Source organism: Stenotrophomonas sp. CFBP 13718, assembly GCF_014842145.1.
Lineage (GTDB): Bacteria > Pseudomonadota > Gammaproteobacteria > Xanthomonadales > Xanthomonadaceae > Stenotrophomonas.
On the sequence record NZ_JACYVC010000005.1, the window covers coordinates 227757 to 253525 of the forward strand.

Sequence of the window (25769 nt, forward strand, 5' to 3'; positions counted from 1 at the left end):
TCAAACACTGGCACTGGAAAATAAGGGATTGGCATGAAGGTGTACTGGAATGACTGCGGCGAAGGGCCAACGTCTGATGCCCCCGTGGAGCTTGATCTCGCGCAGACACAGCTGGTCTGGTCCGATGAAGTCCGAGGGGTGGAGGGTAACTTTCTCGGTATCACGGATGGTTCCGGAAACACAGTCCAGTTCTATTTTACCGAGGGCATTCCAGACGACGTTGAAGATGCGAGTCATCTCACCATCGTTCTTGTCGACTTCCCCGTCATCGAAGAGGGCGGCTCGTATTCAAAACAGGTCGCCATAGGTGAGGTCGCCGGACTTGTAGCAAAAGTGTTTGAGATGGGCGCGAGCTATCGGTCTTTCAGTGGCTTGGCGGTCCCAAGAAGCAAGCGCAACACGTGATCTAAATTCAGCGATCTCTTTGTCCATCACTTCGGCGGGTGTCTTCCAGCCCAGCGTCTGGCGGGGCCGTGTGTTCATGAGCATTGCAACTTGGTTGAGATATTCCTGGCTCGCACTCGACAGATCGATGCCCTTGGGCAGGAACTGCCGAAGCAACCCGTTGGTGTTCTCGTTGCTGCCGCGCTGCCAGGGCGCGTGTGGATCAGCAAACCACACGTCGATATCCAGGCGGCCCATCAGCTCTGGGTAGCACGTCAGCTCCGTGCCTCGGTCGTAGGTCAAACTGGTACGCATGGATTTAGGCAGCTTCTTCATTTGGCGACTGAAGCCCTCCAGTGCCGCTTCAGCTGTGCATCCGTCCATCTTGCAGAGGATCACAAAACGCGTCTTTCGTTTGACCAGTGTCCCTACGCAGGAGCGATTGAAAGCCCCCTTGATCAAGTCGCCTTCCCAGTGGCCAGGAACCAATTGTTGCTGCACTTCCTCCGGGCGATGCACGATACGCAGCTGCTCAGGAACCCACGTCCGCTTCGCTGCCGTCGTACGGCGCAGACCCCGCGTCGGCTTGCTCTGCCGAAGTGCTTCCACCAGCTCCTTCTTCAGCCCTCCGCGCGGGTGGGCATAGATGCTGGGATAAATAGACTCGTGGCTGATGCGCTGGCTGGAGTCGTCGGGATGCATGTGGCGAAGCTTGGCAGCAATCTGCTGGGGCGACCAGGGATACAGCACCAAGTGATCACGAACGAACTGAGACAGCTCGCTGCCTCCGATAAGCTTGCGACGCCGGACAGGGCATAGTCGGCGCGTGCGATAGGCTTTACCGGCCTCGGTGGCGCTGTACGCCGCCGCACCTTGCCGGGCTATCTCGCGGCTGAGGGTCGAGGGACTGCGGCCCAAACGTTTGGCGATGGATCGCATGCTCTTGCCATCCTGGATCTCGATCTGGACGACGGCACGCTCTTCCGCGCTCAAATGGTAGTAATGCTTGGATATGCTGACACCCTACTGGTTAGTGGGTGTTGCACTTGGAAATTGAGTCTAAGCTGTTCAGCCAGAACATCTGGAATTCTTCGTGCGCATTGCCAGAGCGAACAGGGCGGAGGATTCAAGCTACACATGGCCTCACGTGTCAGTGTAGCGGCGCCCCTTTTTAACCTGTGCACGAACGCGCTACTATGCTCTTTTGCAATCCAAGGAAGGTGCATGCTTAAGGTCTCAGGGGCTAATTACTATGATTCGCTACCGCCAGCGCAGTTCGATGTGGGCGATATTTGGGAAGGTCTACCGGCCTTTGGCCATCTAGGTCTAGTCGCACTAAAGGGGCTCGTCATAACGCCTGCTTGCGATTTGGCGAATAGAAAAGTCGAGACATTGACCTATTTGCCGATAGTCAATCTTTCTGACTATTTGGTTGGAAGGGCGTTCTCGGTCGAAGTGCTTCGTGTCCTGAAGGCGCAAGTAAAGAGCCTGGGTCTCGATCCGTCAGCATTCGATGGCCTAAGGGGGGTTTCTCTTCCGCCCATTGAAGCGCTCAAAGTGCTACATCGAAGCGCGACCGATGAACTTTCCACATGTAAATCAGTCAAGAACGCTCAATGTTATAAAAGGGTTATAGGTGCGATTAATCACATTATCTCCATAAGGAAGAGGTGCGACGATCGGACTGTTCAGGAGCTGCGTGAGATATTGGGCGTAAAAGACTTCGATCGAGCTGTGAGGGAGATTGTGAGAAACGCATACTCCAACGACTTGCATTTCTTGCCCAGCGATGGGCGAATTGCGGAAACTAGCGTCATCAATGAACATTGCGTCGCCTTGTTTAGGTACGCGATGTCTATCCCGGTAGAGCTTCTTGAGCTCGCGCAGGAGCCGAATTACCGCGATTGGCCGGCGGCTGTAGCAGGCATGGCTGGCGAATTTCCTCTCGTGGTCCACGCGCCTATTAGACCGATGCGAATCGGTCGCCTCAAGGCGCTCTTCGTACCGGATTTGGTAAGCAGATTTACGTCCCTTCATGTTCGAATGGGATCTCCCGATTTTTCCTCGGAAACAGTTTCTGAGTACTCAACGCAAATTGGGGCGTATAAATGAGATATCTTGCGATTTCCGAATCTGTCGCTTCCTGGATGCTGGGAAAGCCGCAAATAATTGACGCCGTGTACCGCTCGATAATTGTCGATGACGCTGCAGAGATTTTAGATGGTGCGGAGTTCGTTGATGCCAACTTGCACATCTCTGCGCCTGACGTGGAGCTCGTGGCCATGTGGAATGCAGACTATCTAACTGGCACGGGGGATGAGTCTTGGGGCTTTGTGAGGCTTGATGGCGAATTGGGTCTTTGTGAGGTGCCTGCTATCACTCGAGTGGCATTTGAGCGTGTGCTGTATCTCGTCAGTCAGCGGCTCCAGATGTTGCTGATAGACGCGGCACTCTTTCCACGGACGGCTTCAAACGGTGTACACACCTGTTTGGCCGCTCGGGGTACCGACGCAAGACAGTTGAGTCTTGCCTACTTTGAGAAGACTGTTCTTCAGGAGAAGCAGCGACAGCAGGCAATCGTCTGCGTGGGTCCGAGCGCGGTTTGGCGCGATTTGGAGCGCGTTGCTGAGGATGCGGGACGTGAGCTTGATATCTTAGTTGCGAGAGCAAATGCAGCAATCGCTGTGGGGCGGAAATCAAAGATTGCTGGCGGGCATCTGTTCTCAGCTATACGAGACTATCTTGCCGCATTTAAATCGCACGGGGATGTGTCGTCGTTCGAGAACGTTGAGACTGCAGTAGCCAATTCCGACATTGATGGAGTCGCGAGGCTGCAGGCAATGAGTAAGACCTATACTGACTGGATAGGGTCCACAACTACATTGACCGAGGCCCAGCGGAGAATCCTAAATTCCGACGCACTTGAGCGGCATCCGATTCGTATCGTAGGTCCGGGTGGTTCTGGAAAAACTTTGCTAATGCAGCTTTTATGCGTTCGTCGATTGCGAAAAGCTGCTGAGATCGGAAACGATGTCCGTATCCTTTATCTCGTCCATAACGACGCAATGTCTAAGATGGTTAGGCAGCGCTTTGATGTTCTGCTAAGCGATGTTCTACTATCTGCCGACAGGTCTATTCTCGAAATAAAGACTCTCAGTCAGTTCGCGCGAGACATGCTGGAGCTTGAAGATACAAGTGTGATTGATGTGGATGCACATGGCGCAAAGGAGTATCAATACTCCCAGGTCCTGACCGCACTCGAAGCTCGTCTTGAATCCGGTTGCTCCAAGTTAGGCCGGCTATTTGGACCGATGAAGCTGGATCACAAGAATAGAGGCGTTTTAGCCATTCTTGTGATGAGTGAGATATCTCTCGTCATCAAGGGGCAGGGACTGACGCGAGATCGGCGTCGCTATGTACACTCATCCCGTCCGCTTAGTCGGCTTCATGCGGCATTGGATGAGGCGGACCGAGAACTTCTATTCTCAATTTACGAAGACTATCATCGAGAAGTGTTCGAAGTGAACGAGGTTTTGGACTCGGACGATATGGCGATATCTCTTTTGGGTAGGATAAGGACCCCAATCTGGGATCTGAGGCGGCGAAAACAGGGCTATGACTATATTTTTGTCGATGAGACGCAGCTCTTCAATGAGAATGAGAGAAGGATAATTCCGTTGCTCTCAAACGGGGCGAGGAGGTATGTGCCGGTGGCGCTGGCGCTGGATGAAGCGCAATCTATATATGGGCAGTCGTCTGCAGGTTTTGCCGCTTTGGGTATGGAGGGAATGACGAGCGAGAGTTTGAGCTCCATCCACCGATCGACGAAGTCGATTGTTGAACTGGCCTTCTTCGTTATCCAACACAGTACGGATCTCTTCGGCGCAGACTTCCCCGATTTCACGGCGATCGCAGATAAGATTGAGAAAGACGATCATCCGCTGGCCGAGCGTCCACGTGTTGAGTCTGTCGCCGACGCTAAGCAGTCTCTGGGTAAGTTCGTACTTAAGCGTGTTCGCGACCTCCGGAAGTCGAATATTCGTCAGATAGCGGTAATTGTTCATGCCGACCAGTACTGGGATCAGGTTAGAGAGGAGTTGCAGGGCTCTGATCTACCTCTACAGATACTGGAGACTCGCGGAACTAGAATTCCGGCTGAACAGCCTGTGGTCGTACTGACTCGACCCGCATACGTTGGCGGTCAGGAATTCGACGCGGTCGTGCTGGTGGGGCTCGAGCAAGGAGTCACCCCGCCTCGTCTGGCTGATAATGAGACTTTATCTGTTGCTATCGAGCAGCAGGTGCTTCGAGAAATATATCTTTCCGTTACGCGCGCCAGATATCGTGTTGTCGTCGCGCTGTCGCGAGGTGCGGCTCTCACTGCCATCTTGTCAGAAGCTGTGCAGCGCGGTGTATTGTCCAATTCGCAAGGTGCAAGCGACGAGTAGGATGTAAGGAGTATCGATATTGTCGAGTTTCCCGTCATCGAGAAGCTCGGCTCTTACTCAAAAAATCTAGCAAATGGGGGGCGTACTCTCTAAAAAACTTTTGAGATGAAGGTGAGCCACGGCATCTTTCAGTGGCTTGCGTTGTAGTGATTGGTAAAATATCGACGAGGCGCGAGCATAGCGTGCAATCATACTTTCTTGCGGGTGCTAGGGCGTGCGTGTGACTGACCATCCCGGTCCGGTACACTTCAGTGAGCACGTTCGCCACCTTCGGAGAGTCCCGGTATGCCGTATCTCAGTTTTCATGTCTCTGCGGACGCATCGCAAGCCCAGTCAGACGACGTCGCACGTGTCCTCACGGAGCTTACGGCGACCGTGCTCGGCAAGAAGCGCGAGCTTACTTCGGTCGAGATAAAGGCAACGTCGCCTGAAAGTTGGTACATCGGTGGCAAGCGTGTTGCGGGGCAGGACGTGGTGACGTTCTACCTGGACATCAAGGTAACCGAGGGGACCAACACCAAGAATGAAAAGTCCCAGTACGTCCGTCAGGTCTTTGATGCGGTGGCTGAAATCTTCGGGCCACTGGCGCCTGCGAGTTATATCGTGATCCACGAAGTGCATGCAGACGCGTGGGGCTATGAGGGGAAGACGCAAGAGTACCGTTACATCTCTGGTGTCTCGCTCTAAGACGCTTATCGGCGCATTTCAGGATTTCGTTGCGGCTGGCCTGACGGTGATGCCCTTGGATTACGGCCGCATCCGAAAAAGTGAGCGATGCAGCCGACTGCCCACTCAAATTCCCCTGCTCTCCACATCCGGAAACACCCGCTCACAGAGAAAATCAACGAGCGCCCGGATCTTCGGCGAGGGATGCTTGCTCGCCGGCCACAGCACATGGAACACGCCGCTGCGCTGCACGTAGTCACTCAGGATCGGCGTGAGCCGGCCATCAGCCAACGGCTCGCGCACCGCGAAGTCCGGAAGGTAGGCAATTCCAAGCCCGCGCAGTGCAAAACAGACGCGCGTCTCGATGTTGTTGCAGATCATCGACGTGGGCAGCTGTAACTCTGGGTCACCTGATGCCTGCCCCAGTGCCCAGGTCTCCAGCTTGCCGCTGTTGGGAAAGCGGTAGTGCAGGCAGGTGTGTTGCCGTAGATCGTCTGGCGCCATCGGTGTCCCTCGACGCGTCAGATACGCCGGCGAGGCCACCAGTCGCATCTGGAAGGCGCCCAGCCGACGGGCCGACAGGCGTGAATCGGCCGGCTCGCCCGTGCGAACCACCGCGTCAAAGCCTTCTTCGATCACGTCGACCATCCGGTCGGTGAAGTCCAGATCGAGCTCGATCTCCGGGTATGCCCGCATGAACTCGCCGAGCACCGGCAGCACCAGCGAGCTGACCAGCGGCAGGCTGATCCGCAGCCGTCCGCGCGGGGCGGCGCTGGCCTGCGACAGTTCCATTTCGGCCGCTTCAATCTCAGCCAGGATGCGGCGGCTGCGCTCCAGGAAGAGCGTGCCCTCGGCCGTCAACGTGACGCTGCGCGTGCTGCGGTGGAACAAGCGCACCCCCAGCTTCTCTTCCAGCCGCGCTACGCTCTTCCCCACCGCCGACGCCGATACGCCCAACAGCCGTCCCGCCGCGACGAAGCTCCGCGTTTCGGCGACCTGCACGAACACCACGAAGCCACTCAGGCTGTCCATGATTTCTTCACTGTCCATTGCGGACAAGGTGTTCCGCACATCGAGGAACTGTAGCCCAGTTTTTCTTTAATCGCCCGGTATCTATCGTCATGACCTGACCCACGAAACGAGTTCAATGCCATGGCGCGTCATCCAATTTCTCTGCGCGAACATCTCCGGCCTTCATCGCTGGCCCAGCGTGTCGAGCAGGCTGAGTTCCGTCCCATGTTGGCTGACGGCCGCCCCGCAACCCTGACGACGCAGAGGGGCTCTGCCGCCCAGGGGCGCCTGCCGCTGGCGTCGCTGCTGGCGCTGGCGATGGCGGCGTTCATTACCATCCTGACCGAAGCGCTGCCTGCTGGTCTGTTGCCGCAGATGGCGCACAGTCTGGCGGTGTCTGAAGCCTGGGTCGGGCAGACCGTCACCCTCTACGCTGTGGGTTCCCTGTTGGCGGCGATTCCACTGACGGCCTCGACGCAGGGCCTACGTCGCCGACCCCTGTTGTTGGCGGCCCTTGCGGGCTTTGTAGTGGCCAATACCGTGACGACATTTTCTGCCAGCTATGTCCTGACCATGGCGGCGCGTTTTGTGGCGGGCGTGTCGGCCGGACTGGTGTGGGCGCTGCTGGCCGGTTACGCCGCGCGCATGGTTCCGGCCCATCAGAAGGGCCGTGCGATTGCGGTTGCGATGGTCGGCACACCGTTGGCGCTGTCGCTGGGCGTGCCCGCCGGCACCTACATTGGCAATCTGGTCGGCTGGCGGATGTGCTTTGGCATCATGAGCGCGCTGGCGCTGGTGCTCATGGTGTGGGCGCGCATCAAACTGCCAGATTTTGCAGGCCAGCCCGCCGGCAGGGCGTCGTCGCTGCGACAGGTCTTCACGTTGCCCGGCGTGCGCCCGGTCCTGTTCGTCGTCCTGGCTTTCGTGTTGGCGCATAACGTTCTCTATACCTACATCGCGCCGTTTCTGGCGGCGGCGGGCATGGTGGAGCGGACGGGCGTGGTGCTACTGCTGTTCGGCGTCTCGTCGCTGCTGGGGATCTGGATCGTTGGCGTACTGATCGACCGTCGGCTGCGTGCACTGACGCTCGCCAGCATGGCGCTGTTCGGAATGGCCGCGTTGGCGCTCGGCGTGGCCGGTGATGCGCCCAAGGTCGTGTATGTGGCGGTGGCAGCCTGGGGCCTGGCGTTCGGTGGGTCGGCGACGCTGTTCCAGACAGCATTGGCCAACGTGGCAGGGGACGCTGCAGATGTCGCACAGGCGATGCTGGTCACGGCGTGGAACCTGGCGATTGCCGGAGGCGCCCTGGTGGGAGGCGTGCTGCTTGAGCGGGTGGGCGTCCACGGTTTCCCGCCCGCCTTGCTGGGGCTTTTGATGGCGGCGCTGGGGGTGGTGTGGGCAGCCAGGCGGCACGGGTTTTCTGCTCCGGTGCCAGCGCCTTCATTTGCCCACAAAACCGAGCAGCGCTAACCTCCCGCAATGACAATTCCACTCTCCGCAGCGCCCGAGACCGTCCGCGGCCCCGCTGAGCATGATGTGCGCACCCAGATCATCGAGGCGGCCACGGCGCACTTCAGCCACTACGGTTATGACAAGACCACGGTGTCCGACCTGGCCAAGGCCATCGGCTTTTCGAAGGCGTACATCTACAAGTTCTTCCCGTCCAAGCAGGCCATTGGCGAAGTGATCTGTGCCAACTGCCTGAGTCAGATCGAAGCGGACGTGCATCAGGCCCTTAGTGCGACGGCTGCGCCGCCAGAGAAGCTGCAGGTGCTGTTCACGGTGATTGTCGAGTCCAGTCTTCGGCTGTTTCTGCAGGACCGGCGCCTCTACGAAATCGCGGTCGCGGCCGCGACCGATCAGTGGCCCTCGGCGCAGGCCTACCAGGCCCGTATCCGGAAACAGGTCGAGGACATCCTCAAAGAGGGGCGTGCATCGGGCGAGTTCGAGACCGTGTCAGACCTGCAGATGACGAGCCACGCGGTCTATCAGGTGCTGGCCCCGTACCTGAACCCCGTAACGCTTCCCCATCTGAAGGCGTTGCACGCTGAACATCCTCAAGCGCTGCAGCAGCTGGTCCTGCGGAGCCTTGCGCCACAACGGTAGTGACTGTTGACGAAAACGGTCACTAGGAACAGAATGCATCCGGATATCCATTCCGGAAGACCGTATGCGGCGCCGTCTTGTAGTTTCAGCCCTCTCCTGTGTTGTTCCGTTGTTCCTTGTGGCGTGCGGAAAGTCGGAAGACGTCGACCCCCGGACCGCTCCGCCCATCGTCCGGGTTGCTCAGGTGCAACCGGCCGCAGGAAACGCGCGCACGTTTACCGGTACCATCGCCGCCCGCGTGCAGAGCGATCTCGCCTTTCGCGTGGGGGGCAAAGTCACCGAGCGCCTCGTAGAGACCGGTCAGACCGTCAGGCGCGGCGACGTGCTCTACCGGATTGATCCGCTTGATCTGAACCTGGCAGCGGCCTCGCAACAGCAAGCCGTTATCGCGGCCCGGGCGCAAAGCGTGCAGGCCACCGCGGACGAAGTGCGGTACCGCGATCTGGCGACCAAGGGCGTCGTGTCCCGGTCGGCCTACGATCAGATCAAAGCGGCGGCAGATGCAGCATCGGCGCAGCTCAAGGCGGCCGAGGCGCAATCCCGGGTTGCACGCAATGCCAGCCAGTACACCGTGCTCGTCGCCGATGCCGATGGGGTGGTGATGTCCATCGCTGCGGAGCCCGGCCAGGTCGTCGCGGCGGGACAGATCGTCGCCCGGCTTGCCCGTGCAGGTAGTCGAGAGGCGCTGGTCCAACTGCCCGAGATGCTGCGTCCCTCGATCGGCTCGGTGGCCTCGGCGTCCGCGTTCGGGGGGAGCGTCAAGATTCCCGCCCGGTTGCGCGTGCTCTCTGAATCGGCCGACCCCGCAACCCGCACGTTTGAAGCGCGCTACACCCTGGAAGAGGGCGGCACGGCGCTGCCCTTGGGTTCAACAGTGGCCGTAGAGATGGCCGGTGCTGTACCTGCCGGCGCGTCCGCAGGCGTTGAAGTGCCGCTGGGTGCGCTGTTCGATCCCGGCACCGGCCCCGGCGTCTGGGTGATCGGCGGCAAGCCGCTCAAAGCCCGTTGGATGCCGGTGGCGGTCAAGCAATTGGGCGATGACCACGCCCTGGTTGCGGGTGCCCTGAACGCATCGGATCGCGTGGCGGCCCTTGGCGCCCATCTGCTGCGCGAAGGCCAGCTGGTTCGATTGGCTGACACGGCCAGCAACGCCGCGGCAGACGGAGTGCGTCCGTGAGTGGCTTCAACCTGTCAGCGCTTGCGGTACGCGAGCGCGCCATTACGGTCTTTTTGATCTTTCTGATCTCTGTTGCCGGCATCGTCTCGTTCTTCCAGCTCGGCCGCGCCGAGGACCCCGCGTTCACCGTCAAAGTCGTGACCATCGTGACGGCGTGGCCGGGCGCCACGCCGACGGAAATGCAGGATCAGGTCGCCGAGAAGCTGGAAAAGCGCCTGCAGGAGCTGCGGTGGTACGACCGCAGCGAAACCTACACCCGACCCGGATTGTCCTTCACCACGCTGACGTTGCAGGACGGCACGCCCCCTTCGGCCGTGCAGGAAGAGTTCTATCAAGCGCGCAAGAAAATGGCGGACGAAGCCGCCAATCTGCCGGCGGGCGTCATCGGTCCGATGGTCAACGACGAATATGCGGATGTCACCTTCGCGCTGTTCGCCTTGAAAGCGAAGGGGGAGCCCTTCCGTTTACTCGCGCGCGATGCGGAGACCCTGCGCCAGCGATTGCTGCACGTGCCCGGTGTAAAGAAGGTCAACATCATTGGCGAGCAGTCCGAGCGCATCTATGTGGAGCTGTCCCATGAGCGGCTGGCGAACCTCGGCATCACACCGCAGGACGTGTTCGGGGCGCTGAACGGCCAGAACGCCCTCACGCCGGCCGGCTCTGTGGAGGCCAAAGGGCCGCAGATCTTCATTCGCCTGGATGGTGCGCTGGATCAGCTGGAAAAGATCCGGGATACGCCCATCGTGGCACAGGGCAGGACGCTGAAGCTGCGGGACATTGCCACCGTCAAGCGGGGTTATGAGGATCCGTCGACCTTCATGATCCGCAACGGTGGCGAGCCGGCCATGCTGCTGGGCATCGTCATGCGTGACGGCTGGAATGGCCTGGATCTTGGTGAATCCCTCGATGCAGAGGTCAAGAAGATCAACGACGGGCTGCCGGTGGGGATGGCCTTGGACAAGGTCACCGATCAGGCGGTGAACATCAGCTCGTCGGTAGACGAGTTCATGATGAAATTCTTCGCCGCGCTGCTGGTGGTGATGCTGGTCTGCTTCGTCAGCATGGGCTGGCGGGTGGGTGTGGTGGTGGCGGCGGCCGTGCCGCTGACGCTGGCTGCGGTGTTCATGGTGATGGCCGCCACCGGCAAGAACTTTGACCGGATCACGCTGGGTTCGTTGATCCTGGCACTCGGCCTGCTGGTCGACGACGCGATCATTGCCATCGAAATGATGGTGGTGAAAATGGAAGAGGGCTACAGCCGGGTCAAGGCATCGGCCTACGCGTGGAGTCACACGGCAGCCCCCATGCTGGCGGGCACGCTGGTGACCGCCGTGGGCTTCATGCCCAATGGCTTTGCCCGGTCCACCGCAGGCGAATACACCAGCAACATGTTCTGGATCGTGGGCATCGCGCTGATCGTGTCGTGGGTGGTCGCGGTGTTTTTCACGCCCTACCTGGGCGTGAAGCTGCTGCCCGAACTCAAGACCGTCGAAGGCGGGCACAGCAGTCTCTACGACACGCCGCGCTACCACCGTTTCCGATCGATCCTGGCGCGTGTGATTGCGCGCAAGTGGCTTGCCGCTGGCTCGGTGATTGCGCTGTTCGTGCTTTCGGTGGTGGGGATGGGGTTGGTCAAGAAGCAGTTCTTCCCTATCTCTGATCGCCCGGAGGTGTTGGTCGAAGTGCAGATGCCCTACGGCACGGCCATCGAACAGACCAGCCTGGCGACGCGGAAGGTCGAGAAATGGCTTTCTGCGCAGGAAGAATCGAAGATCGTCACGGCCTACATCGGCAAAGGGGCGCCACGGTTCTATCTGGCCATCTCGCCGGAACTACCGGATCCCGCGTTTGCCAAGATCGTGGTGCGTACCGACAGCCAGGAACAGCGCGATTCCCTGAAAGCAAAGCTGCGTCAGGCGGTGTCCGAGGGGCTGGCACCGGAAGCAAGCGTGCGTGTGACGCAGCTGGTGTTTGGTCCTTATTCGCCTTATCCCGTGGCCTATCGGGTCAGCGGACCAGATGTCGACGTGATCCGTGGCATCGCGGCCAAGGTCGAGCAGACCCTGCACGCCAGCCCGATGATGCGCACCGTCAACAGCGACTGGGGCGTGCGCACGCCGACGCTGCACTTCACCTTGGATCAGGACCGCCTGCAGGCGATGGGGATGACCTCGGCCTCTGTTTCGCAGCAGCTGCAGTTCTTCCTGAGTGGCGTGCCGGTGACGGCGGTTCGCGAGGACATCCGCACCGTTGAAGTGGTGGCGCGGTCCGGCGGGGAAACACGGCTGGATCCTGCTCGGATTGCGGACTTCACCCTGGTCGGGGCGGCTGGCCAGCGCGTGCCCCTGTCCCAGATCGGCGCGGTGGAGGTCCGGATGGAAGAGCCGGTGCTGCGCCGTCGTGATCGCGTTCCCACCATCACCGTGCGCGGTGACATTGACGATGCGCTGCAGCCACCGGACGTATCCACCGCGATCAGCATGCAGCTTGAGCCGCTCATTGCCTCGCTGCCCGAGGGCTACGCCATTACCCAGGCGGGGTCCATCGAGGAATCCGGCAAGGCCATGAGCGCGATGCTGCCGCTGTTCCCGATCATGCTGGCGGTGACCCTGCTGATCATCATCCTGCAGGTACGCTCCATCTCGGCGATGATCATGGTCTTCATGACCAGTCCGTTGGGGCTGATCGGCGTGGTGCCGACCCTGCTGCTGTTCCAGCAGCCGTTCGGCATCAATGCGCTGGTGGGCTTGATTGCCCTGTCGGGCATCCTGATGCGCAACACGCTCATCCTCATCGGGCAGATCCACGAGAACGAAGCAGCCGGGATGGAGACCTTCCACGCCATCATCGAGGCGACGGTGCATCGCGCGCGCCCGGTGATCCTGACCTCCCTGGCGGCGGTGCTTGCGTTCATTCCGCTGACCCACTCGGTGTTCTGGGGAACGCTCGCCTACACGTTGATCGGCGGCACCATCGCCGGCACGGTGATGACGCTGGTGTTCCTCCCGGCGATGTATGCCATCTGGTTCAAGGTCCGGGCGGGAAAAGCCCCCGCTGTCTGACAGCGACCCGGACCTCTTTTATATGGGAAGTGACTCATGAGCATTGCTGACAAAGATCGCATCGTGGTGACCGGAATGGGCGCGGTCAGCCCACTCGGCTGCGGCGTTGAAACGGTTTGGTCGCGCCTGTTGGCCGGATGCTCTGGCATCGGGTCGCTGGGTGCCGAGCTTGCGGAGGGAACCGGCTGTGCAGTCGGTGGTCGCGTACCTGATCGTCTTCAAGACCCGGAAGCGGGCTTTGATTCCACCGGCATCATCGCGCCGAAGGACCTCAAGAAGATGGATCGGTTTGTCGAGTTCGCGCTGGTCGCCGCCCACGAAGCGCTCGAACAGGCGGGCTGGCGCGAAGCGGATGAGCGCGGGCTGCTGCGAACCGCGACGGTGATTGCCACCGGCATCGGTGGGTTCGGATCGATCGTCAATGCCGTCCACACCAACGAAAGCCGGGGGCCTGGCCGGCTGTCGCCGTTCACTGCGCCCACGTTCCTGGCCAACATGGCGGCGGGGCAGGCGTCGATCCGTTATGGCTTCAAGGGTCCGCAGGGCGCCCCTGTCACGGCCTGCGCGGCAGGCGTCCAAGCGATCGGTGATGCGGCGCGCCTCATTCGTTCCGGCGAGGCGGACATCGCGCTGTGCGGCGGCGCCGAGGCCGCGATGCACCGGGTCAGTCTGGGCGGCTTCGCTGCTGCCAAGGCGTTGAGCACGTCGTTCAATGACACGCCCCACGCCGCGTCTCGCCCGTTTGATGAGCAGCGGGACGGGTTTGTCATGTCTGAAGGGGCAGGGCTGTTGGTGATCGAGCGGCTGGATCATGCGCTGGCGCGCGGTGCTACGCCACTGGCAGAACTGGTCGGCTATGGCACGACGTCGGACGCGTATCACCTTACTGCCGGGCCCGACGACGGCAGCGGCGCGCGGCGGGCGATGGAGATTGCGCTGACCCAGGCCGGCATTTCTCCGGACCAGGTCCACCACATCAACGCGCACGCAACCTCGACCCAGGTGGGCGATCGGGCAGAGCTTGCCGCCATGCGTGCGTTGTTTGGTTCGCGTGCCGATCTGCTGATCGCCGCCACCAAGTCGAGCACGGGACATCTTCTGGGTGGTGCGGGTGGCATCGAGGCGATCTTTACGGTGCTCGCGTTGCGCGATCAGATCGTGCCTGCCACGCTCAACCTGGAGCATCCCGATGCGCTCGCCGCTGGGCTGTCGATTGTCTGCGGGCAACCCCAGAAGGCCGACATCCAGTTCGCGCTGACCAACGGGTTTGGCTTCGGCGGAGTAAATGCCAGCGCGTTGTTCAAACGCCTGTGAGCATCTGCGGGCCCGCGCACAGTGCCAGCAGAACGGCGTTGCGCTGGGAAGATGCGAGATCGAGAAGTCGGCAGCGCATTCTGGAGGTCGCCAGCACGATGTTTGCGCACTGCGGCTTCGAGAACGCGACGATGAATCGCATTGCAGACGGGTGCGGAATCACCAAGGCGACGATCTACGCATATTTCCGTGACAAGGAATCCCTTTACCGGGTGGTGATGGACGGCCACCTTGATGGACTCCCTGCCGCGGACGTGGACCTGCCGAACAGCGCCCCTACCGCCAAGGCGTTGCAGCGGATCCTGGAGGGCATGGCGCGCCTTGCCGCGCATCCAGGCTGCCGGGCGTTTTGCCAGGCGCTGGCACGTTCTGAGCACGATCACAGCATTTACTTCGCCCGCTGGGAGACGGTGCTGCACCCGTTTCTGGCCTTGGCAGCGCGGACGTTTGCAAACGCGCCACCACAGCTGAAGATGTGGGATGACGGTGAGACCTTCGTCCGGCTGGTAGCGGAAGAACAGGGCTTGCCGCGTGGCCCATCACCGATGTTCAGACGTGGGATGACCGAAGCGCTCGTTGTCCAGGCCTGCCCGCTCGGATAGAGGGCCTTCGACGCCCTGCGGACGAGGCAGCCCGTCGCGGCGACTGTCAGCAACGCCTTGGTTCTGATGCGATGCCATGACGAGAAACGCAGCAATCCTCATGGACGCTCAAGGCCGTCCCACCCACGATGTCGGTGCTGACCCGCAGGGCCAGCCGGGATTGGCATCCCGAACGTCGTTATCAAAGCATCTCTGTTGTCGCCTTCGGGCACGGCGGAGCATGCGCCCTCGTGCCATCCTTTTGGCGGACGGTGCGGGGGATCGCATGATCCGCCGGTTAACTGCTTTGTACGACGCCGGTATGCCAACCCGCACCGTCCGCCGCCCAGCGCCTGTGCGCTGGCGGCCGCATGCGAGGCCTTTCATGTCTGTAGAACTCACTGCCGGCGCACGCCTGTACGCCGTGATCGGCGAAGCCGTACACGACCTTCCGCCACGTTTCGTCAGCCGTCTTGAAGGCATCCTGAAGGCCCAGGAAGACGCGCAGTACGCCGGGCATCCCGTCGTGCCATCAGCCTCCCAGCAGTCCGGTCACATCAATGGCGGCAAACGCGCTCATCTGATGATGATCGAGCGCAAGCTCTCCGGTCTGGACGCCATTCTGGAGATCCTCCATGCCGCGCATATCGACGCCGCCGACGGAGCCGACGAGCCGGTGATCGGCGAGCACCTGGTGGAGGGTCTGCTGGTGGCAGGGCGCGATCTGCTGAAGACCTCGCGCGATGCACTGAGCGGCACGTTGTGAGCGCGTCGTCGGGACGTTGCGAGGCGCACTGCACGCTGCCGTATCAATACCACCCCAGATACAGCGTAGCGACGCCCCATGTATCGGTCAGGCCATGCGCCACGATCATCGCCCACAGATTGCGCCCGTAGCGCAGATACACATAGCCGAAGAGCACGCCGACCACGCCGGTAAGCAGGACGCCGGACAGGCCCTGCGACGCGTGCATCAGGCCGAAGGCCGCGCCACCCAGCAGCGCGGCGAGCAGCAACCCGCCGCGCAGGCGGCCGACCAGGCGCTCCAGCTGATGCATCAAGAAGGCACGGAACACCAGTTCCTCTCCTACTGCGGCACTTAGCCACGCACCGCCGACGAGCTGGGCGGCGGCGGCGATGTTTCCCCGCAGCGCGCCGTAGCCGCTGTAGTCGGCCTTGGTCCCGGTCAGCTGATCCATCAGCGGCTGCACGAAGGGATTGACCAGCCCGATCACGATCACCAGCAAAAGGAGGATCCAGCCCAGCGTCGCGCGCAGGGAGCGCGGCTTCAGTCCGCAGGCGTCCCATGAGCGCGTTTCCAGCCAGACCAGACCGACCGCAAGAGCACCCACCACTGGCATCCGCCACGGGAAGGACAGCCAGTGGAAGTGGGCGAGGGCCCCGATGAACATGATGGCAGCGATGCGCGCAAGCGGATGGCAAAGCGCGGACATCAAGGCGGGTGGTGGTGGGGCAGGGTGGCCAAGCGGAGGCATGCGAGTGCGTGATCAGGACAGGGAGCCCAAGCGTAGCCAGCCGTATCGGCGGTTCCCCGTGCCAGAGGACATGCATCGACCTTGTTATCGAAACTGTGATGCGCTCGTTATATTTCGCTATTGATGCATAACGAAACATAAGCTACCGTCAATCCCGCCATAGATGCGGCCTGACGACTCACAGCCCGCATGCACCGCCCCCTCGTTGCCGTCTTTCCCCGCGCACCTGAAGAGGTAAGTCCATGTCGTCACGTCCCGTCCGCGCAGCCTTGGCTGCCGCTGTTCTGGCGAGCGCGCTCAGCGCCGCCTGTGCCCATGCCGGCACCCTGACCCCGGCCGTATCCACCCAGGAGTTCGACAACCCGCACCGCGGCTTCATGCTGTGGGGCAGTTCCTATGCCGTGGATGGCGGCGTGGACAACTTCCACGGTGCGCACATCTATCACGTGTACCTGCCGTGGCGGATCATCGAAACCGCAGACCAGGTATTCGACTGGAATGCCGTGGAAACCCATTACCTGCAGCCGATCCTCGCCGACGATCCGTTGGCGACCTTCGTGCTGCGCCCGGTGGCCGATTATCCGGAAAGTGCCGCCAGCCAGATCGACGCGCAATACACCGGCGGTGAAAACGAGCGCGACTATCCCAAATTCCTGGAACAGGCGCCGCTCAATATTCCGTACACGGTACGCGCCAAGTGCGATTCCGATGGCCCCATCCGCAGCCTGGATTACAACAACCCGGCGGCGCGACAGCAGATGCAGCAGTTCGTGCAGGCGCTGGCCGTACGCTTCGACGGCGATCCGCGCATCACCGCGATCCAGGTCGGCTTGCTGGGGTTCTGGGGCGAGTGGCACACCAGCGGGTGCGACGACCTGCAGCCGAACGCGCAGACACGCTCGCTGATCCGTGACGCGTACACGGCAGCCTTCATCAAGACCCCGCTGCAGACGCGCTATGCGCGCGCATCGGACGTGGGCTCGGCGATGTTCGGCTTCCACGAAGATTACTTCCCGTCCTTCACTGGCAAGTGCAATGCCTTCAGCCCGCAGATGCCGGACTGCAGCGACGATGGCTGGTGGAACCTGGAGTACGGCCTGACCAACGAGGTGCCGGCGGCGCGCCAGAACTGGATGGTCAATCCGATCAGCGGCGAGAGCCCCAACACCGACCAGAAGAACACCTGGATCAACCGCACCGCCAACGTGCGCAAGCTGCTGCGCGACTATCACTTCAGCTTCCTCGGCCCGGCGGGTGCCCACGAAACCAGCGGCAATGCGAGCAAGCTGAAGGACATCAAGCGCGACCTCGGCTATCGCTTGGGCATTACCAAGGTGACCTGGCCCACTACCCAGGTGCGAGGCCAGCAGGCCGCGCTGCAGTTGGACATCACCAACCATGGCTCAGCCCCGCTGTACAACGCATACCACGTGGAACTGCACTGGGTGGCGGCCGACGGCAGCACCAAGGCCCGCACCTCCATCCCGGCCGTGGCCTTGAGCGAGATCATGCCCGGCACGGTGCAGGCACGCAGCACGACGTTCACCGTGCCCGGCACGCTGACGGCAGGCAGCTATTCGCTGCGCCTGGCGCTGGCCGACGACGCGCCGGGCCGCCGCAACATCGCCCCCCAGAACGACGGCCAGGACACACAGCGCCGCCTGCCCCTGGGACAAGTGCAGGTCAACTGAGCCCGCAGGAGCATTAAGAGGGCTTCCGAGGGTAGAGCCGACTTCAGTCGGCTCCTCCCCTCCACTCCAAGGGCACGGCTGGCGTGGTATCGCGGTTTCGCTCAAGCGCGTCGACATCCGCATTGGTCATCCCAGCCTCCCGACCGAGTTCAGCCAGTGCCGTGCCCACATGCAGGCACTCACCAGGGTGGACCGAATCTTCCAAAATGGTGTGGATTTCGGCCTCCGAACTGCGCCCGTGCCGCGCGGTGCGGACCTTGATTGTCTGTTGTGCCGCGCATGGCAGGTGGCGGATGGTGGTGATAGGCATCGAGTGGGCTCCTTCAGGAGTGCGCCGTATGCAATCACATTAAAAAATACTGGTGCCTTTCCGTCTAAGGCAGGCGTCAGCCCTTGCCCATCAGGCCATCGGCACCTTTCCACGTCGTCACATTTACGTCATCATGCCGCCCATTCCTTTACCTCAAGCCGCCGCCAGAGGGAGTCATTCCTGCCTGGAGGCCTTGCCGTGTCCGTTGTCCCGTTCCGTCCCATCCCCGCTGTTTCTCCGTTGACCCAGGCCATTCTGGCCGGTCTCGCCCTGGGGCTGCTGACCTCTGCCGCCCATGCGCAGCAGACCACGGCGCAGGCCGACGACGAGGCGGCCCGCACGCTGCAGACCGTGCAGGTCACTGCGAACCAGCTGGGTACCGTCACCGAGGGCAGCGATTCCTATACGCCCGGCACCATCGCCACCGCCACGCGCCTGGTGCTGACGCCGCGGCAGACCCCGCAGTCGATCAGCGTGATCACCCGGCAGGAAATGAATGACTTCGGCCTCAACGGCATCGACGATGTCATGAAGGTCACCCCGGGCATCAGCATCGTGACCTACGACAGCGAGCGCACCGAGTACTACGCACGCGGGTTTGCGGTGCAGAACTTCCAGTACGACGGCATTCCGATGGCGCGCGATTCGGCGTACTCGGCGGGCAATACGCTCAGCGACATGGCCATCTACGACCGTGTGGAAGTACTGAAGGGCGCCACCGGCCTGCTGACCGGCATGGGCGACCCGGGCGCCACGATCAACCTGATCCGCAAGAAGCCCACCCGCGAGCTGGCCGGTAGCGTAGGTCTGGGGGTCGGCTCGTGGGACAGCTACCGTGCCGAAGTGGATGTGAGTGGCCCGCTGACCGCAAGCGGACGCGTGCGCGGCCGCGCGGTGGCGGCGCAGCAGGACAAGCATTCCAACGTCGACCATTACCAGCGCACCAACCAGGTGTTCTACGGCATCCTCGAAGCGGACATCGATGACAGCACCCTGCTGACCGTCGGCGCTGATTATCAGGACAGTGATCCGCAGGGTTCCAGCTGGGGCGGCATTCCGCTGCTGGACACCACCGGCAACTTCAACAAGATGCCGCGCTCGTTCAACAACGGCGCGCGCTGGAGCAGCTGGGCGCAATACAGCCGCACCGCCTTCGCGACGCTGGAACATACCTTCAGCAACGACTGGGTGGCCAAGCTGCAGCTCAACCACCAGGTCAACGGCTACGACGCGCCGCTGGGCGCGGCGGCCGGCGGCAACCCGGACCCGGTCACCGGTGAAGGCGTGAGCATGTGGCTGGGCAAGTACGTGGGCAAGACCACCAGCAATGCCGCCGACCTGTATGTCAGCGGCAAGTTCGACTGGTTCGGTCGCCAGCACGAGCTGGTGGTCGGTGGCAGCGTGTCGCGCAAGCGCTGGATCAACAACGGGTACTCGCCGCAGCCGGGATACGTGAGCAGCGTCGACGATTATTACGGCTGGACCGGCGATGTGCCCGAGCCGGACTGGCAGTGGGGCTACGGCGATAACCAGGTCACCCGCGAGAGCGGTGCGTACCTGGTCGGCCGCTTCGACCTGGCCGATCCGCTGAAGCTGATCCTGGGCACCCGCATCGCCAATTACACCTCACCGGACACCGACGAAAGTGGCGTAGTGGTGCCGTATGCCGGCGTGGTCTATGACCTCAACAAGAATTACTCGGTGTTTGCCAGCTACAGCAGTATCTTCAAGCCGCAGGGCAACCAGGACGAGCAGGGCAGGGTGCTGGATCCGCTGGAAGGGCGCAGCGTCGAGGCCGGCCTGAAGGCGGAGTTCCTGGAAGGGCGTTTCAACGCCAGTGCAGCGGTATTCCAGCTGGAGCAGGACAACTATGCCGAGCCCAGCGGCGGCCTGACCCCCGGCGGTGGTATCGCCTACCGTGGCTTGATGGGCGTGCGTACCAAGGGCTACGAGCTGGAGATGTCCGGCCAGGTCGCGCCGGGCTGGCAGGTGCAGGGCGGCTATGCGCACCAGATCGCACGCCAGCAGTCGACCAAGGTCTCCACGCTGGAGCCGGAAGACCAGTTCAGCGTGCACACCACCTACCGCCTGCAGCGGGGCGTGCCAGGCCTGAGCATCGGCGGCGGCGCGCGCTGGCAGGGCACCACCTTCGGCACCATCACCAACCCGGTTGATGGGGGCAGCCTGGTGCATCGCACCGAGCCGTATTGGCTGCTGGATGCAATGGCGCGGTATGAGTTCAACGACCAGCTGTCGGCCACGCTCAACGTCAACAACCTGCTGGACAAGCACTACTACACGATCTTCAACTGGTACAGCACGTACACGTGGGGCGAGCCGCGCAATGTCCGGCTGACGGTGAACTACACGTTCTAGGAAGCCGCCTGCGTGGCCGCTTCGAGGATGAGAGCCGCTGGGGTCGGACATCCCCAGCGGCCATCGTCACTGCGTCGGGTATCAGCCCGCCGCAGCCGCCTCCTTGGCGCCTGCCTTGGCAATCATCGTCAGCTTCTCGTCGGTGACCTTTTCTTCTTCCAGGGTCTCCAGCAGCAGCGGCAGGGCGTCCTTGTAGCCCAGCTGCTTGGCCAGCGCGGCGATGGTGCCGTACGAGGCAATTTCGTAGTGCTCCACTTTCTGCGCGCCACCAATCAGTGCCGCATCGCGGACCGGGCCCTTCTCTACGCTGTCGATCACTTCCTTGCCTTCTTCCACCAGGCCTTCCATCGCTGCGCACTTGATGCGCTTCAGGCGGATGCCCAGCGTCTCGACCACCTGGTCGATGCGCTCGATCTGGCCATTGGTTTCTTCCAGATGGGTCTCAAAGGCCGCCACCAGATCCGGGTTGGTCGCAGCACGGGCCAGGCGGGGCAGGGCCTTGGTCAGCTGCTTTTCGGCGCTGTAGATATCGGACAGCTCGTGGATGAAGAGGTCTTCGAGGGTCTTGATGGCCATGCGGATTCTCCGGCTGGGGTGGGTGGGAGCGCAACGTTAGGCGCGGGTCCGTTAGCGTCCGCTGGAGGAAGGGTGAAGGGGGCATGCAGGTGGGGCGGGGAGGGAGGGCAGCCGACTGAAGTCGGCTCTACCACGTCGGCTCTACCAAACCGGGTTCACGGTGTGGGGACACGGGTGAGCTTAGAAGAAGTGCGTTGGTCTTACGGGAGGTGCGTGATGAAAACCACATGGACGACTGGCGCGCTGGCGCTGATGCTTACTGCGTGTGGCGGCGCGGACACGCCCTCCAAGGTGCAGGCGCCCGGTGCGGAGGAAAGCGCGAAGACCAAGGCGCTCGATGCCGGTGCGGCAGTGCTGCAGAACCGGCCGCCGGTCGAGGCCCTGAATGCCTATCTGGACGGCTTCCATTTCTACAACGGTCGGCCGGATGTGCAGATGGAGGCGCATCACTACTGCGCCATCCTCAACGAAGAAGTCATCCAGTGCGCGATCTACGACGGTAACGTCGCCGATGCGAAGCTGATGGGCGTGGAATACATCATCAGCGGGGCACTGTTCGCGGGGCTGCCGGAGGCCGAGAAGGCGCTCTGGCACAGCCACGTGCATGAGGTGCGGTCGGGTCAGTTGGTGGCTCCTGGCATCCCGGAAGTGGCAGAGCACGCCTTGATGGAGAAGCTGGTAGGCACCTATGGAAAGACCTGGCACACCTGGCACACCGATCAGGACAAGCGACTGCCGCTGGGCGTGCCGCAGTTGATGATGGGCTTCACTGCGGACGGCCAAGCGGATCCGGCCATGGTCAGGGCGCGCGACGAGCGGCTGGGGGTGGACAGCGATGCCAGGAAAGCCAAGCGCGTGGACATTGCCGCGCCTGCCGTCGATGCAGGTGCAGATGCGTGGCAGCGGGGAAACGTCATTCAGATTCCGGACCCCACGGGCGCAGATCATCAGCATCCGGTTGAGCCGACGCCGTAACCCGGATCAGCGCGGCGGAGCGGGTGAGCTGCCCGCTCCGCACGGTGCTTCAGGGAATCAGGTGCTGGTCGCGCAGTTTCTGGAACAGCGCAAAGAACGCGTCGTCGCTGGGCTGGTATTCCAGGAAACCCATGCGCCGGCTCTTGGACATGTCGGTGACGACTTCCAGCGGACGCCCCAGGTCGGCATCGGTATGCCACGGTGATACCAGCCGGTTGATGTCCGCCTCGGCCAGGCCATTCTCGGCTGCCAGCTGTGCCCACGTTGCGGCGTCGTCGGCCATCTGCTGCTCCAGTGGACGGACCTCGCCGTTGAAGGGGGCAGCCTCCAGACCGAACCAGTGCGCGATGCGGCCCCACATCCAGCTCCAGCGGAAGATGTCGCCGTTGACGATGTTGAACGCCTCGTTGGCCGCTGCGGGCGTCTGCGCCGCCCACCGCAGCTGCCGTGCCAGCTGGCCTGCATCGGTCATGTCGGTCAGGCCATCCCATTGCGCCTGCGAGCCGGGGAAATAGAACGGCCGCCCGGTTGTCTTGCACAGGGTGGCATACACCGCCAGGGTGGTTCCCATGTTCATCGCGTTGCCAACGGCCGCGCCGATCACGGTGTGCGGGCGGTGCACGCTCCAGGTGAACCCATCGCGCGCCGCTGCAGCAAAGACTTCGTCTTCCTGCGCGTAATAGAAGTTCTCCACCGGCAGGCGCGGCTGCTCTTCGCGGAACGGCGTCTGCGGCAGCACGCCCTGGGCGTAGGCTTCAAACGGGCCGAGGTAGTGTTTGAGTCCAGTCACCAGGGCGACGTGCTGCACGCTGCCCGCCGGCTGCAGGGCGTCGAGCAGGTTGCGCACCATCGCCGCATTGACGCGGATATTCTCGGCCTCGGTGGCCTGGCGGGACCAGGTGGTGATGAATACATGGGTGGGGGACAGCCCTGCCAGTGCGCTGCGGGTGGCCTGTGCGTCCTGCAGGTCGGCCGATACGCCGGTGACCCCGGCCGGCAGATTGGCCAGGTTGCGTGCCATGCCATGTACCTGCCAACCGGCCTGCAGCAGCTCCTGTACGAGGGCGCTGCCGGTAATGCCGGTCGCGCCGACCACCAATGCGTTCTGGTTCATCATGTCGCCTTCTCATCAAATGCAGGGTCACACCTTAAAATAGCGGCCTCGGCTTCGAAAGAAGGCACCAAACGGTAACCAGGGCATGAAGTCAGGTAGCGCGGAAGAAGAATGGCGGGAGGATTGCGCCCCGCGGCGGGTGCTGGAGCTGTTCAGCACGAAGTGGACATCGATGGTGCTGCACACCTTGGCGGTACGCCATGAGGGCACCGCCCGCAGCAACGCGCTCCATCGAAGCCTGCCCGCCATTTCCAAGAAGATGCTGATCCAGACCCTGCGCGAGATGGAGACGGCCGGCATCGTGCTCCGCACAGAGCACCCGACCTTGCCGCCATCCGTGGAATATGGGCTGACCGCGCTGGGCCGGCAGTTGGTGGAGCCGATCGAGCTGATCTACGACTGGGCGCGGCGGAACGCCAGCACGCTGGACGCGCTGCAGCCCCGGGCGACCTCGCGGCGGCGCTGAGTCGGTCCGGGAAAGCGTTGGCATTTCAGCGCGAGCAGGCGTGACCGGTATACGCTGCGCGAACGGGGCAGGGCTATGAAGTGGACCTGCCCTTGCAATTGATTCCGGAAGTGGTGCGTGCCCTGGTCGCGCGCAACGTGGCGGTGTATCAGGTGCGGCACGAACGGCTGGCTGTGTAGCCGTCCGTGCCAGCGCCCGATGGGGCGTCGGCAATGGCCTGTCTGGTGGGCATCCCCATGACGCAAGCGTCTGGTAGCTGCCGGCCGGGACCGAACGGGCAACAGCACGCGATAACCCCCAAGGCCTGTGCCCACTCGCATCTTGCATGGGTGGCGTCGCACCTGGCTTGCTGGTGTCGTTTGCGGGTACAGCGACGCACCAAGGCCTGTGCGATCTTCTGATGGACGCTTTTGAGGGCGCAGGAACTGCAGGCAGGCGCGACCGGTCCATAGCCCACGCCCACGTCTGTTCCGGCATCGTCAGCAACGCCCGCCGCCAAGCGCTGACACTCCCTGTCGTGCGAGATATTCCATGCTCATCTACTTGCTCGCCGCTGTACCTGCCTATCCGCTGTTAAACGGGCGCATGGATGGCACGCGATGACCACGCGGACACGCTGCACGCGCTGCCACTGCGCCATCTCCCTGAGTTTTGTCGATTGCTGCCGGCAACGCGTCGTTCCAGATGATGCAACGGCCACTCTGTGGGCGGCGCATTGCACGGTCTGCGGGCGGCAGCTGAGGCTGCCCTTCCTGGTGGACTTCGTCGCGGTGATGGTGGCCATCGCGGTGGCCGGTGCGGTGGGGCTTCTACTGGTCCAGATCACAGGGTGGGGGTGGCCGGCAGGTGTGCTGGCGCTGCCGCTTCTCTGGTTGGTGGCCGGGGCTGGGCGCTACTGTTTCGTCTCCCGACGGGGCGTGTTGTAGCGAGCGTCTTCAACGCAGGGCAGTGGCTGTTTTCAGGCGCGTACGCACGGCCCAGTCGCGACATTCCTGATAGGCCTCTTGGCTGGGCCAGGCGTCCATGTCGGCCGGCTCGCGCATCCGCCTCACCAACGCGGCCGTCTTCTCCCGATCTCCCGCCAGGCAGGAAAAATAAGCGAAGTTCTGGATGTTCCACTCTGCGGGATACTGCTGCAGTACGTCATCCATGCTGCGGCTCATGGTCGGCCAATCGACGCGCGAATTGCCCGGAAAGTCCATGTCGAACTGTGTGTTGATGGCCACCCAGTAAATTCGTGCATACAGCGAGGTGCCTTCGGTCGCTCGGGTCCTGCGCACGGTCTGTTGCGCGAAATCTTCGATGCGTCCCGCGCTGCCGCCCCACTTGGGCAACAGAGCTTCCGTAGCGGAGAAATACAGGCCGTAATAGCGGGGGTGTCGGGCAGTTCCCTCATCGAACAACGCATCGAACTGCCCGTAAGACCAGTCCTGCAGTCGCGCTACTTCCAGCATGCGGTGATACCAATGCGGATCGCGTGCGGCCTGGGTCTTGTGTTTCATCAAGTGGGCACGCGCCAGGTCGACGTTCTCGCGGAACGGAGCCCAGTTCTCTTCCTTCACCGTGCGCGCGAACCCCCCACCCCGATACTGGAAGGCGCGGTTCAACAACAAAATGCCCTTGGCAATATGCGGTGTAGGGGCGTCCGGCGAATGTTTGATCCACGCATCGACGAAGGCGATCCGCGGTGCCCATGCGGCAGTGCGCTTATACCCCAGGTAGGCGTTGACGCCATTATAGAAATGCTCCAGCTTCCAGGTGCCGCTGGACGTGCGCTCGTCCGGTTGCCGGTAACGCTCGGCCAGCGCTTCCAGCGCGTCGAAGTCGCGGGCGTCCATCAGGCTGTATACGGTCTCCTTGATTGCGGTGCGCTCGGCGCTTTCGTTTGCTTGGCAAGGCGCGATGAAGAGCGCACAGGCGGCGAGGAGCAGCAGGCAGAGCAGGACGTTCCGGTCCATGGGCATTCCTTTGCGGTGTGGGCACGTGATGTCAGGATGGCACGCCAGCGATGGTAGC

General features: G+C 62.2%; 22 protein-coding genes and 1 pseudogene. 15 read left to right on the forward strand and 8 right to left on the reverse strand.

What is annotated here, in order from left to right; translation table 11 throughout:
* Entirely contained in the window at positions 1–237 is a 237-nt protein-coding gene (locus IFT58_RS10670) for a hypothetical protein (protein WP_192094833.1), read from the reverse strand.
* A gap of 153 nt (positions 238–390) precedes the next feature.
* Positions 391–1398, reverse strand: a pseudogene (locus tag IFT58_RS10675) (IS30 family transposase); the annotation flags it as partial.
* Positions 1399–1608: 210 nt separating this feature from the next.
* Between IFT58_RS10675 and IFT58_RS10680 the strand changes: the two are divergent.
* The 3 genes from IFT58_RS10680 to IFT58_RS10690 all read left to right on the forward strand — a co-directional run bounded on the left by IFT58_RS10680 (position 1609) and on the right by IFT58_RS10690 (position 5519).
* A complete protein-coding gene (locus IFT58_RS10680) occupies positions 1609–2496 on the forward strand; it encodes a hypothetical protein (protein ID WP_192094836.1) in 888 nt (295 codons plus the stop codon).
* Positions 2493–4832, forward strand: a complete 2340-nt coding sequence (locus IFT58_RS10685; protein WP_192094838.1) for a UvrD-helicase domain-containing protein — start codon at positions 2493–2495, stop codon at positions 4830–4832. The genes IFT58_RS10680 and IFT58_RS10685 overlap by 4 nt, the downstream gene beginning before the upstream one ends.
* Positions 4833–5117: 285 nt before the next feature.
* On the forward strand, positions 5118–5519 hold the full coding sequence (locus tag IFT58_RS10690) for a tautomerase family protein (protein ID WP_188326994.1): 402 nt from the start codon (positions 5118–5120) through the stop codon (positions 5517–5519).
* Positions 5520–5624: 105 nt separating this feature from the next.
* Here the strand turns inward: IFT58_RS10690 and IFT58_RS10695 are convergent, their stop codons facing one another.
* Complete coding sequence (locus IFT58_RS10695; protein WP_223203015.1) at positions 5625–6548, reverse strand: LysR family transcriptional regulator; 924 nt, start codon at positions 6546–6548, stop codon at positions 5625–5627.
* A gap of 186 nt (positions 6549–6734) precedes the next feature.
* Here IFT58_RS10695 and IFT58_RS10700 point away from each other — a divergent pair, with 186 nt between their 5' ends.
* From IFT58_RS10700 to IFT58_RS10730, 7 genes are all read left to right on the forward strand, one after another.
* Positions 6735–7979, forward strand: coding sequence for an MFS transporter (locus IFT58_RS10700; protein WP_192094903.1), 1245 nt, complete (start codon positions 6735–6737; stop codon positions 7977–7979).
* A gap of 9 nt (positions 7980–7988) precedes the next feature.
* On the forward strand, positions 7989–8615 hold the full coding sequence (locus tag IFT58_RS10705) for a TetR/AcrR family transcriptional regulator (RefSeq protein ID WP_192094840.1): 627 nt from the start codon (positions 7989–7991) through the stop codon (positions 8613–8615).
* 64 nt (positions 8616–8679) lie between these two features.
* A complete protein-coding gene (locus IFT58_RS10710) occupies positions 8680–9792 on the forward strand; it encodes an efflux RND transporter periplasmic adaptor subunit (RefSeq protein ID WP_192094841.1) in 1113 nt (370 codons plus the stop codon).
* Complete coding sequence (locus IFT58_RS10715; RefSeq protein ID WP_192094843.1) at positions 9789–12854, forward strand: efflux RND transporter permease subunit; 3066 nt, start codon at positions 9789–9791, stop codon at positions 12852–12854. The genes IFT58_RS10710 and IFT58_RS10715 overlap by 4 nt, the downstream gene beginning before the upstream one ends.
* A 36-nt stretch (positions 12855–12890) precedes the next feature.
* On the forward strand, positions 12891–14168 hold the full coding sequence (fabF, locus tag IFT58_RS10720; RefSeq protein ID WP_192094845.1) for a beta-ketoacyl-ACP synthase II: 1278 nt from the start codon (positions 12891–12893) through the stop codon (positions 14166–14168).
* Positions 14165–14770, forward strand: coding sequence for a TetR/AcrR family transcriptional regulator (locus IFT58_RS10725; RefSeq protein WP_342029555.1), 606 nt, complete (start codon positions 14165–14167; stop codon positions 14768–14770). Before fabF ends, IFT58_RS10725 begins: the two co-directional genes overlap by 4 nt.
* Before the next feature lie 364 nt (positions 14771–15134).
* Positions 15135–15515 carry a hypothetical protein gene (locus IFT58_RS10730; protein ID WP_192094848.1) on the forward strand — a complete coding sequence of 127 codons (381 nt, stop codon included), beginning with the start codon at positions 15135–15137 and terminating at the stop codon, positions 15513–15515.
* Positions 15516–15558: 43 nt separating this feature from the next.
* Here the strand turns inward: IFT58_RS10730 and IFT58_RS10735 are convergent, their stop codons facing one another.
* On the reverse strand, positions 15559–16110 hold the full coding sequence (locus IFT58_RS10735; RefSeq protein WP_192094904.1) for a CPBP family intramembrane glutamic endopeptidase: 552 nt from the start codon (positions 16108–16110) through the stop codon (positions 15559–15561).
* A 377-nt stretch (positions 16111–16487) separates the two neighbouring features.
* On the opposite strand from IFT58_RS10735, the gene IFT58_RS10740 reads away from it, so the two are divergent.
* Positions 16488–17936 carry a DUF4832 domain-containing protein gene (locus IFT58_RS10740; protein ID WP_192094850.1) on the forward strand — a complete coding sequence of 483 codons (1449 nt, stop codon included), beginning with the start codon at positions 16488–16490 and terminating at the stop codon, positions 17934–17936.
* A gap of 43 nt (positions 17937–17979) precedes the next feature.
* Here IFT58_RS10740 and IFT58_RS10745 read toward each other — a convergent pair whose 3' ends face one another.
* On the reverse strand, positions 17980–18246 hold the full coding sequence (locus IFT58_RS10745; protein ID WP_192094852.1) for a plasmid stabilization protein: 267 nt from the start codon (positions 18244–18246) through the stop codon (positions 17980–17982).
* 198 nt (positions 18247–18444) lie between these two features.
* Here IFT58_RS10745 and IFT58_RS10750 point away from each other — a divergent pair, with 198 nt between their 5' ends.
* Complete coding sequence (locus IFT58_RS10750) at positions 18445–20622, forward strand: TonB-dependent siderophore receptor (protein ID WP_342029556.1); 2178 nt, start codon at positions 18445–18447, stop codon at positions 20620–20622.
* Between the two features lie 81 nt (positions 20623–20703).
* Here the strand turns inward: IFT58_RS10750 and IFT58_RS10755 are convergent, their stop codons facing one another.
* Positions 20704–21198, reverse strand: a complete 495-nt coding sequence (locus IFT58_RS10755) for a ferritin-like domain-containing protein (RefSeq protein WP_192094854.1) — start codon at positions 21196–21198, stop codon at positions 20704–20706.
* Between the two features lie 216 nt (positions 21199–21414).
* On the opposite strand from IFT58_RS10755, the gene IFT58_RS10760 reads away from it, so the two are divergent.
* Positions 21415–22173, forward strand: coding sequence for an OBAP family protein (locus IFT58_RS10760; protein ID WP_192094856.1), 759 nt, complete (start codon positions 21415–21417; stop codon positions 22171–22173).
* Positions 22174–22222: 49 nt separating this feature from the next.
* Here the strand turns inward: IFT58_RS10760 and IFT58_RS10765 are convergent, their stop codons facing one another.
* The gene (locus IFT58_RS10765) at positions 22223–23287 is read right to left on the reverse strand and encodes an SDR family oxidoreductase (RefSeq protein WP_192094907.1); all 1065 of its coding nucleotides are present in this window, start codon (positions 23285–23287) and stop codon (positions 22223–22225) included.
* A gap of 85 nt (positions 23288–23372) precedes the next feature.
* Between IFT58_RS10765 and IFT58_RS10770 the strand changes: the two genes are divergently transcribed.
* On the forward strand, positions 23373–23753 hold the full coding sequence (locus IFT58_RS10770) for a helix-turn-helix domain-containing protein (RefSeq protein WP_192094858.1): 381 nt from the start codon (positions 23373–23375) through the stop codon (positions 23751–23753).
* A 599-nt stretch (positions 23754–24352) separates the two neighbouring features.
* A complete protein-coding gene (locus IFT58_RS10775; RefSeq protein ID WP_192094860.1) occupies positions 24353–24679 on the forward strand; it encodes a hypothetical protein in 327 nt (108 codons plus the stop codon).
* Positions 24680–24688: 9 nt separating this feature from the next.
* Here the strand turns inward: IFT58_RS10775 and IFT58_RS10780 are convergent, their stop codons facing one another.
* The gene (locus tag IFT58_RS10780) at positions 24689–25711 is read right to left on the reverse strand and encodes a DUF4034 domain-containing protein (RefSeq protein ID WP_192094862.1); all 1023 of its coding nucleotides are present in this window, start codon (positions 25709–25711) and stop codon (positions 24689–24691) included.
* Positions 25712–25769 lie beyond the last annotated feature (58 nt).

Coding starts and splice junctions, on each gene's coding strand:
- IFT58_RS10670 (WP_192094833.1), bottom strand. CDS start 237: ATGACTCGCATCTTCAACGTCGTCTGGAATGCCCTCGGTAAAATAGAA.
- IFT58_RS10680 (WP_192094836.1), top strand. CDS start 1,609: ATGCTTAAGGTCTCAGGGGCTAATTACTATGATTCGCTACCGCCAGCG.
- IFT58_RS10685 (WP_192094838.1), top strand. CDS start 2,493: ATGAGATATCTTGCGATTTCCGAATCTGTCGCTTCCTGGATGCTGGGA.
- IFT58_RS10690 (WP_188326994.1), top strand. CDS start 5,118: ATGCCGTATCTCAGTTTTCATGTCTCTGCGGACGCATCGCAAGCCCAG.
- IFT58_RS10695 (WP_223203015.1), bottom strand. CDS start 6,548: ATGGACAGTGAAGAAATCATGGACAGCCTGAGTGGCTTCGTGGTGTTC.
- IFT58_RS10700 (WP_192094903.1), top strand. CDS start 6,735: ATGTTGGCTGACGGCCGCCCCGCAACCCTGACGACGCAGAGGGGCTCT.
- IFT58_RS10705 (WP_192094840.1), top strand. CDS start 7,989: ATGACAATTCCACTCTCCGCAGCGCCCGAGACCGTCCGCGGCCCCGCT.
- IFT58_RS10710 (WP_192094841.1), top strand. CDS start 8,680: ATGCGGCGCCGTCTTGTAGTTTCAGCCCTCTCCTGTGTTGTTCCGTTG.
- fabF (WP_192094845.1), top strand. CDS start 12,891: ATGAGCATTGCTGACAAAGATCGCATCGTGGTGACCGGAATGGGCGCG.
- IFT58_RS10730 (WP_192094848.1), top strand. CDS start 15,135: ATGTCTGTAGAACTCACTGCCGGCGCACGCCTGTACGCCGTGATCGGC.
- IFT58_RS10735 (WP_192094904.1), bottom strand. CDS start 16,110: ATGCCAGTGGTGGGTGCTCTTGCGGTCGGTCTGGTCTGGCTGGAAACG.
- IFT58_RS10740 (WP_192094850.1), top strand. CDS start 16,488: ATGTCGTCACGTCCCGTCCGCGCAGCCTTGGCTGCCGCTGTTCTGGCG.
- IFT58_RS10745 (WP_192094852.1), bottom strand. CDS start 18,246: ATGCCTATCACCACCATCCGCCACCTGCCATGCGCGGCACAACAGACA.
- IFT58_RS10755 (WP_192094854.1), bottom strand. CDS start 21,198: ATGGCCATCAAGACCCTCGAAGACCTCTTCATCCACGAGCTGTCCGAT.
- IFT58_RS10760 (WP_192094856.1), top strand. CDS start 21,415: ATGAAAACCACATGGACGACTGGCGCGCTGGCGCTGATGCTTACTGCG.
- IFT58_RS10765 (WP_192094907.1), bottom strand. CDS start 23,287: ATGAACCAGAACGCATTGGTGGTCGGCGCGACCGGCATTACCGGCAGC.
- IFT58_RS10770 (WP_192094858.1), top strand. CDS start 23,373: ATGAAGTCAGGTAGCGCGGAAGAAGAATGGCGGGAGGATTGCGCCCCG.
- IFT58_RS10775 (WP_192094860.1), top strand. CDS start 24,353: ATGACCACGCGGACACGCTGCACGCGCTGCCACTGCGCCATCTCCCTG.
- IFT58_RS10780 (WP_192094862.1), bottom strand. CDS start 25,711: ATGGACCGGAACGTCCTGCTCTGCCTGCTGCTCCTCGCCGCCTGTGCG.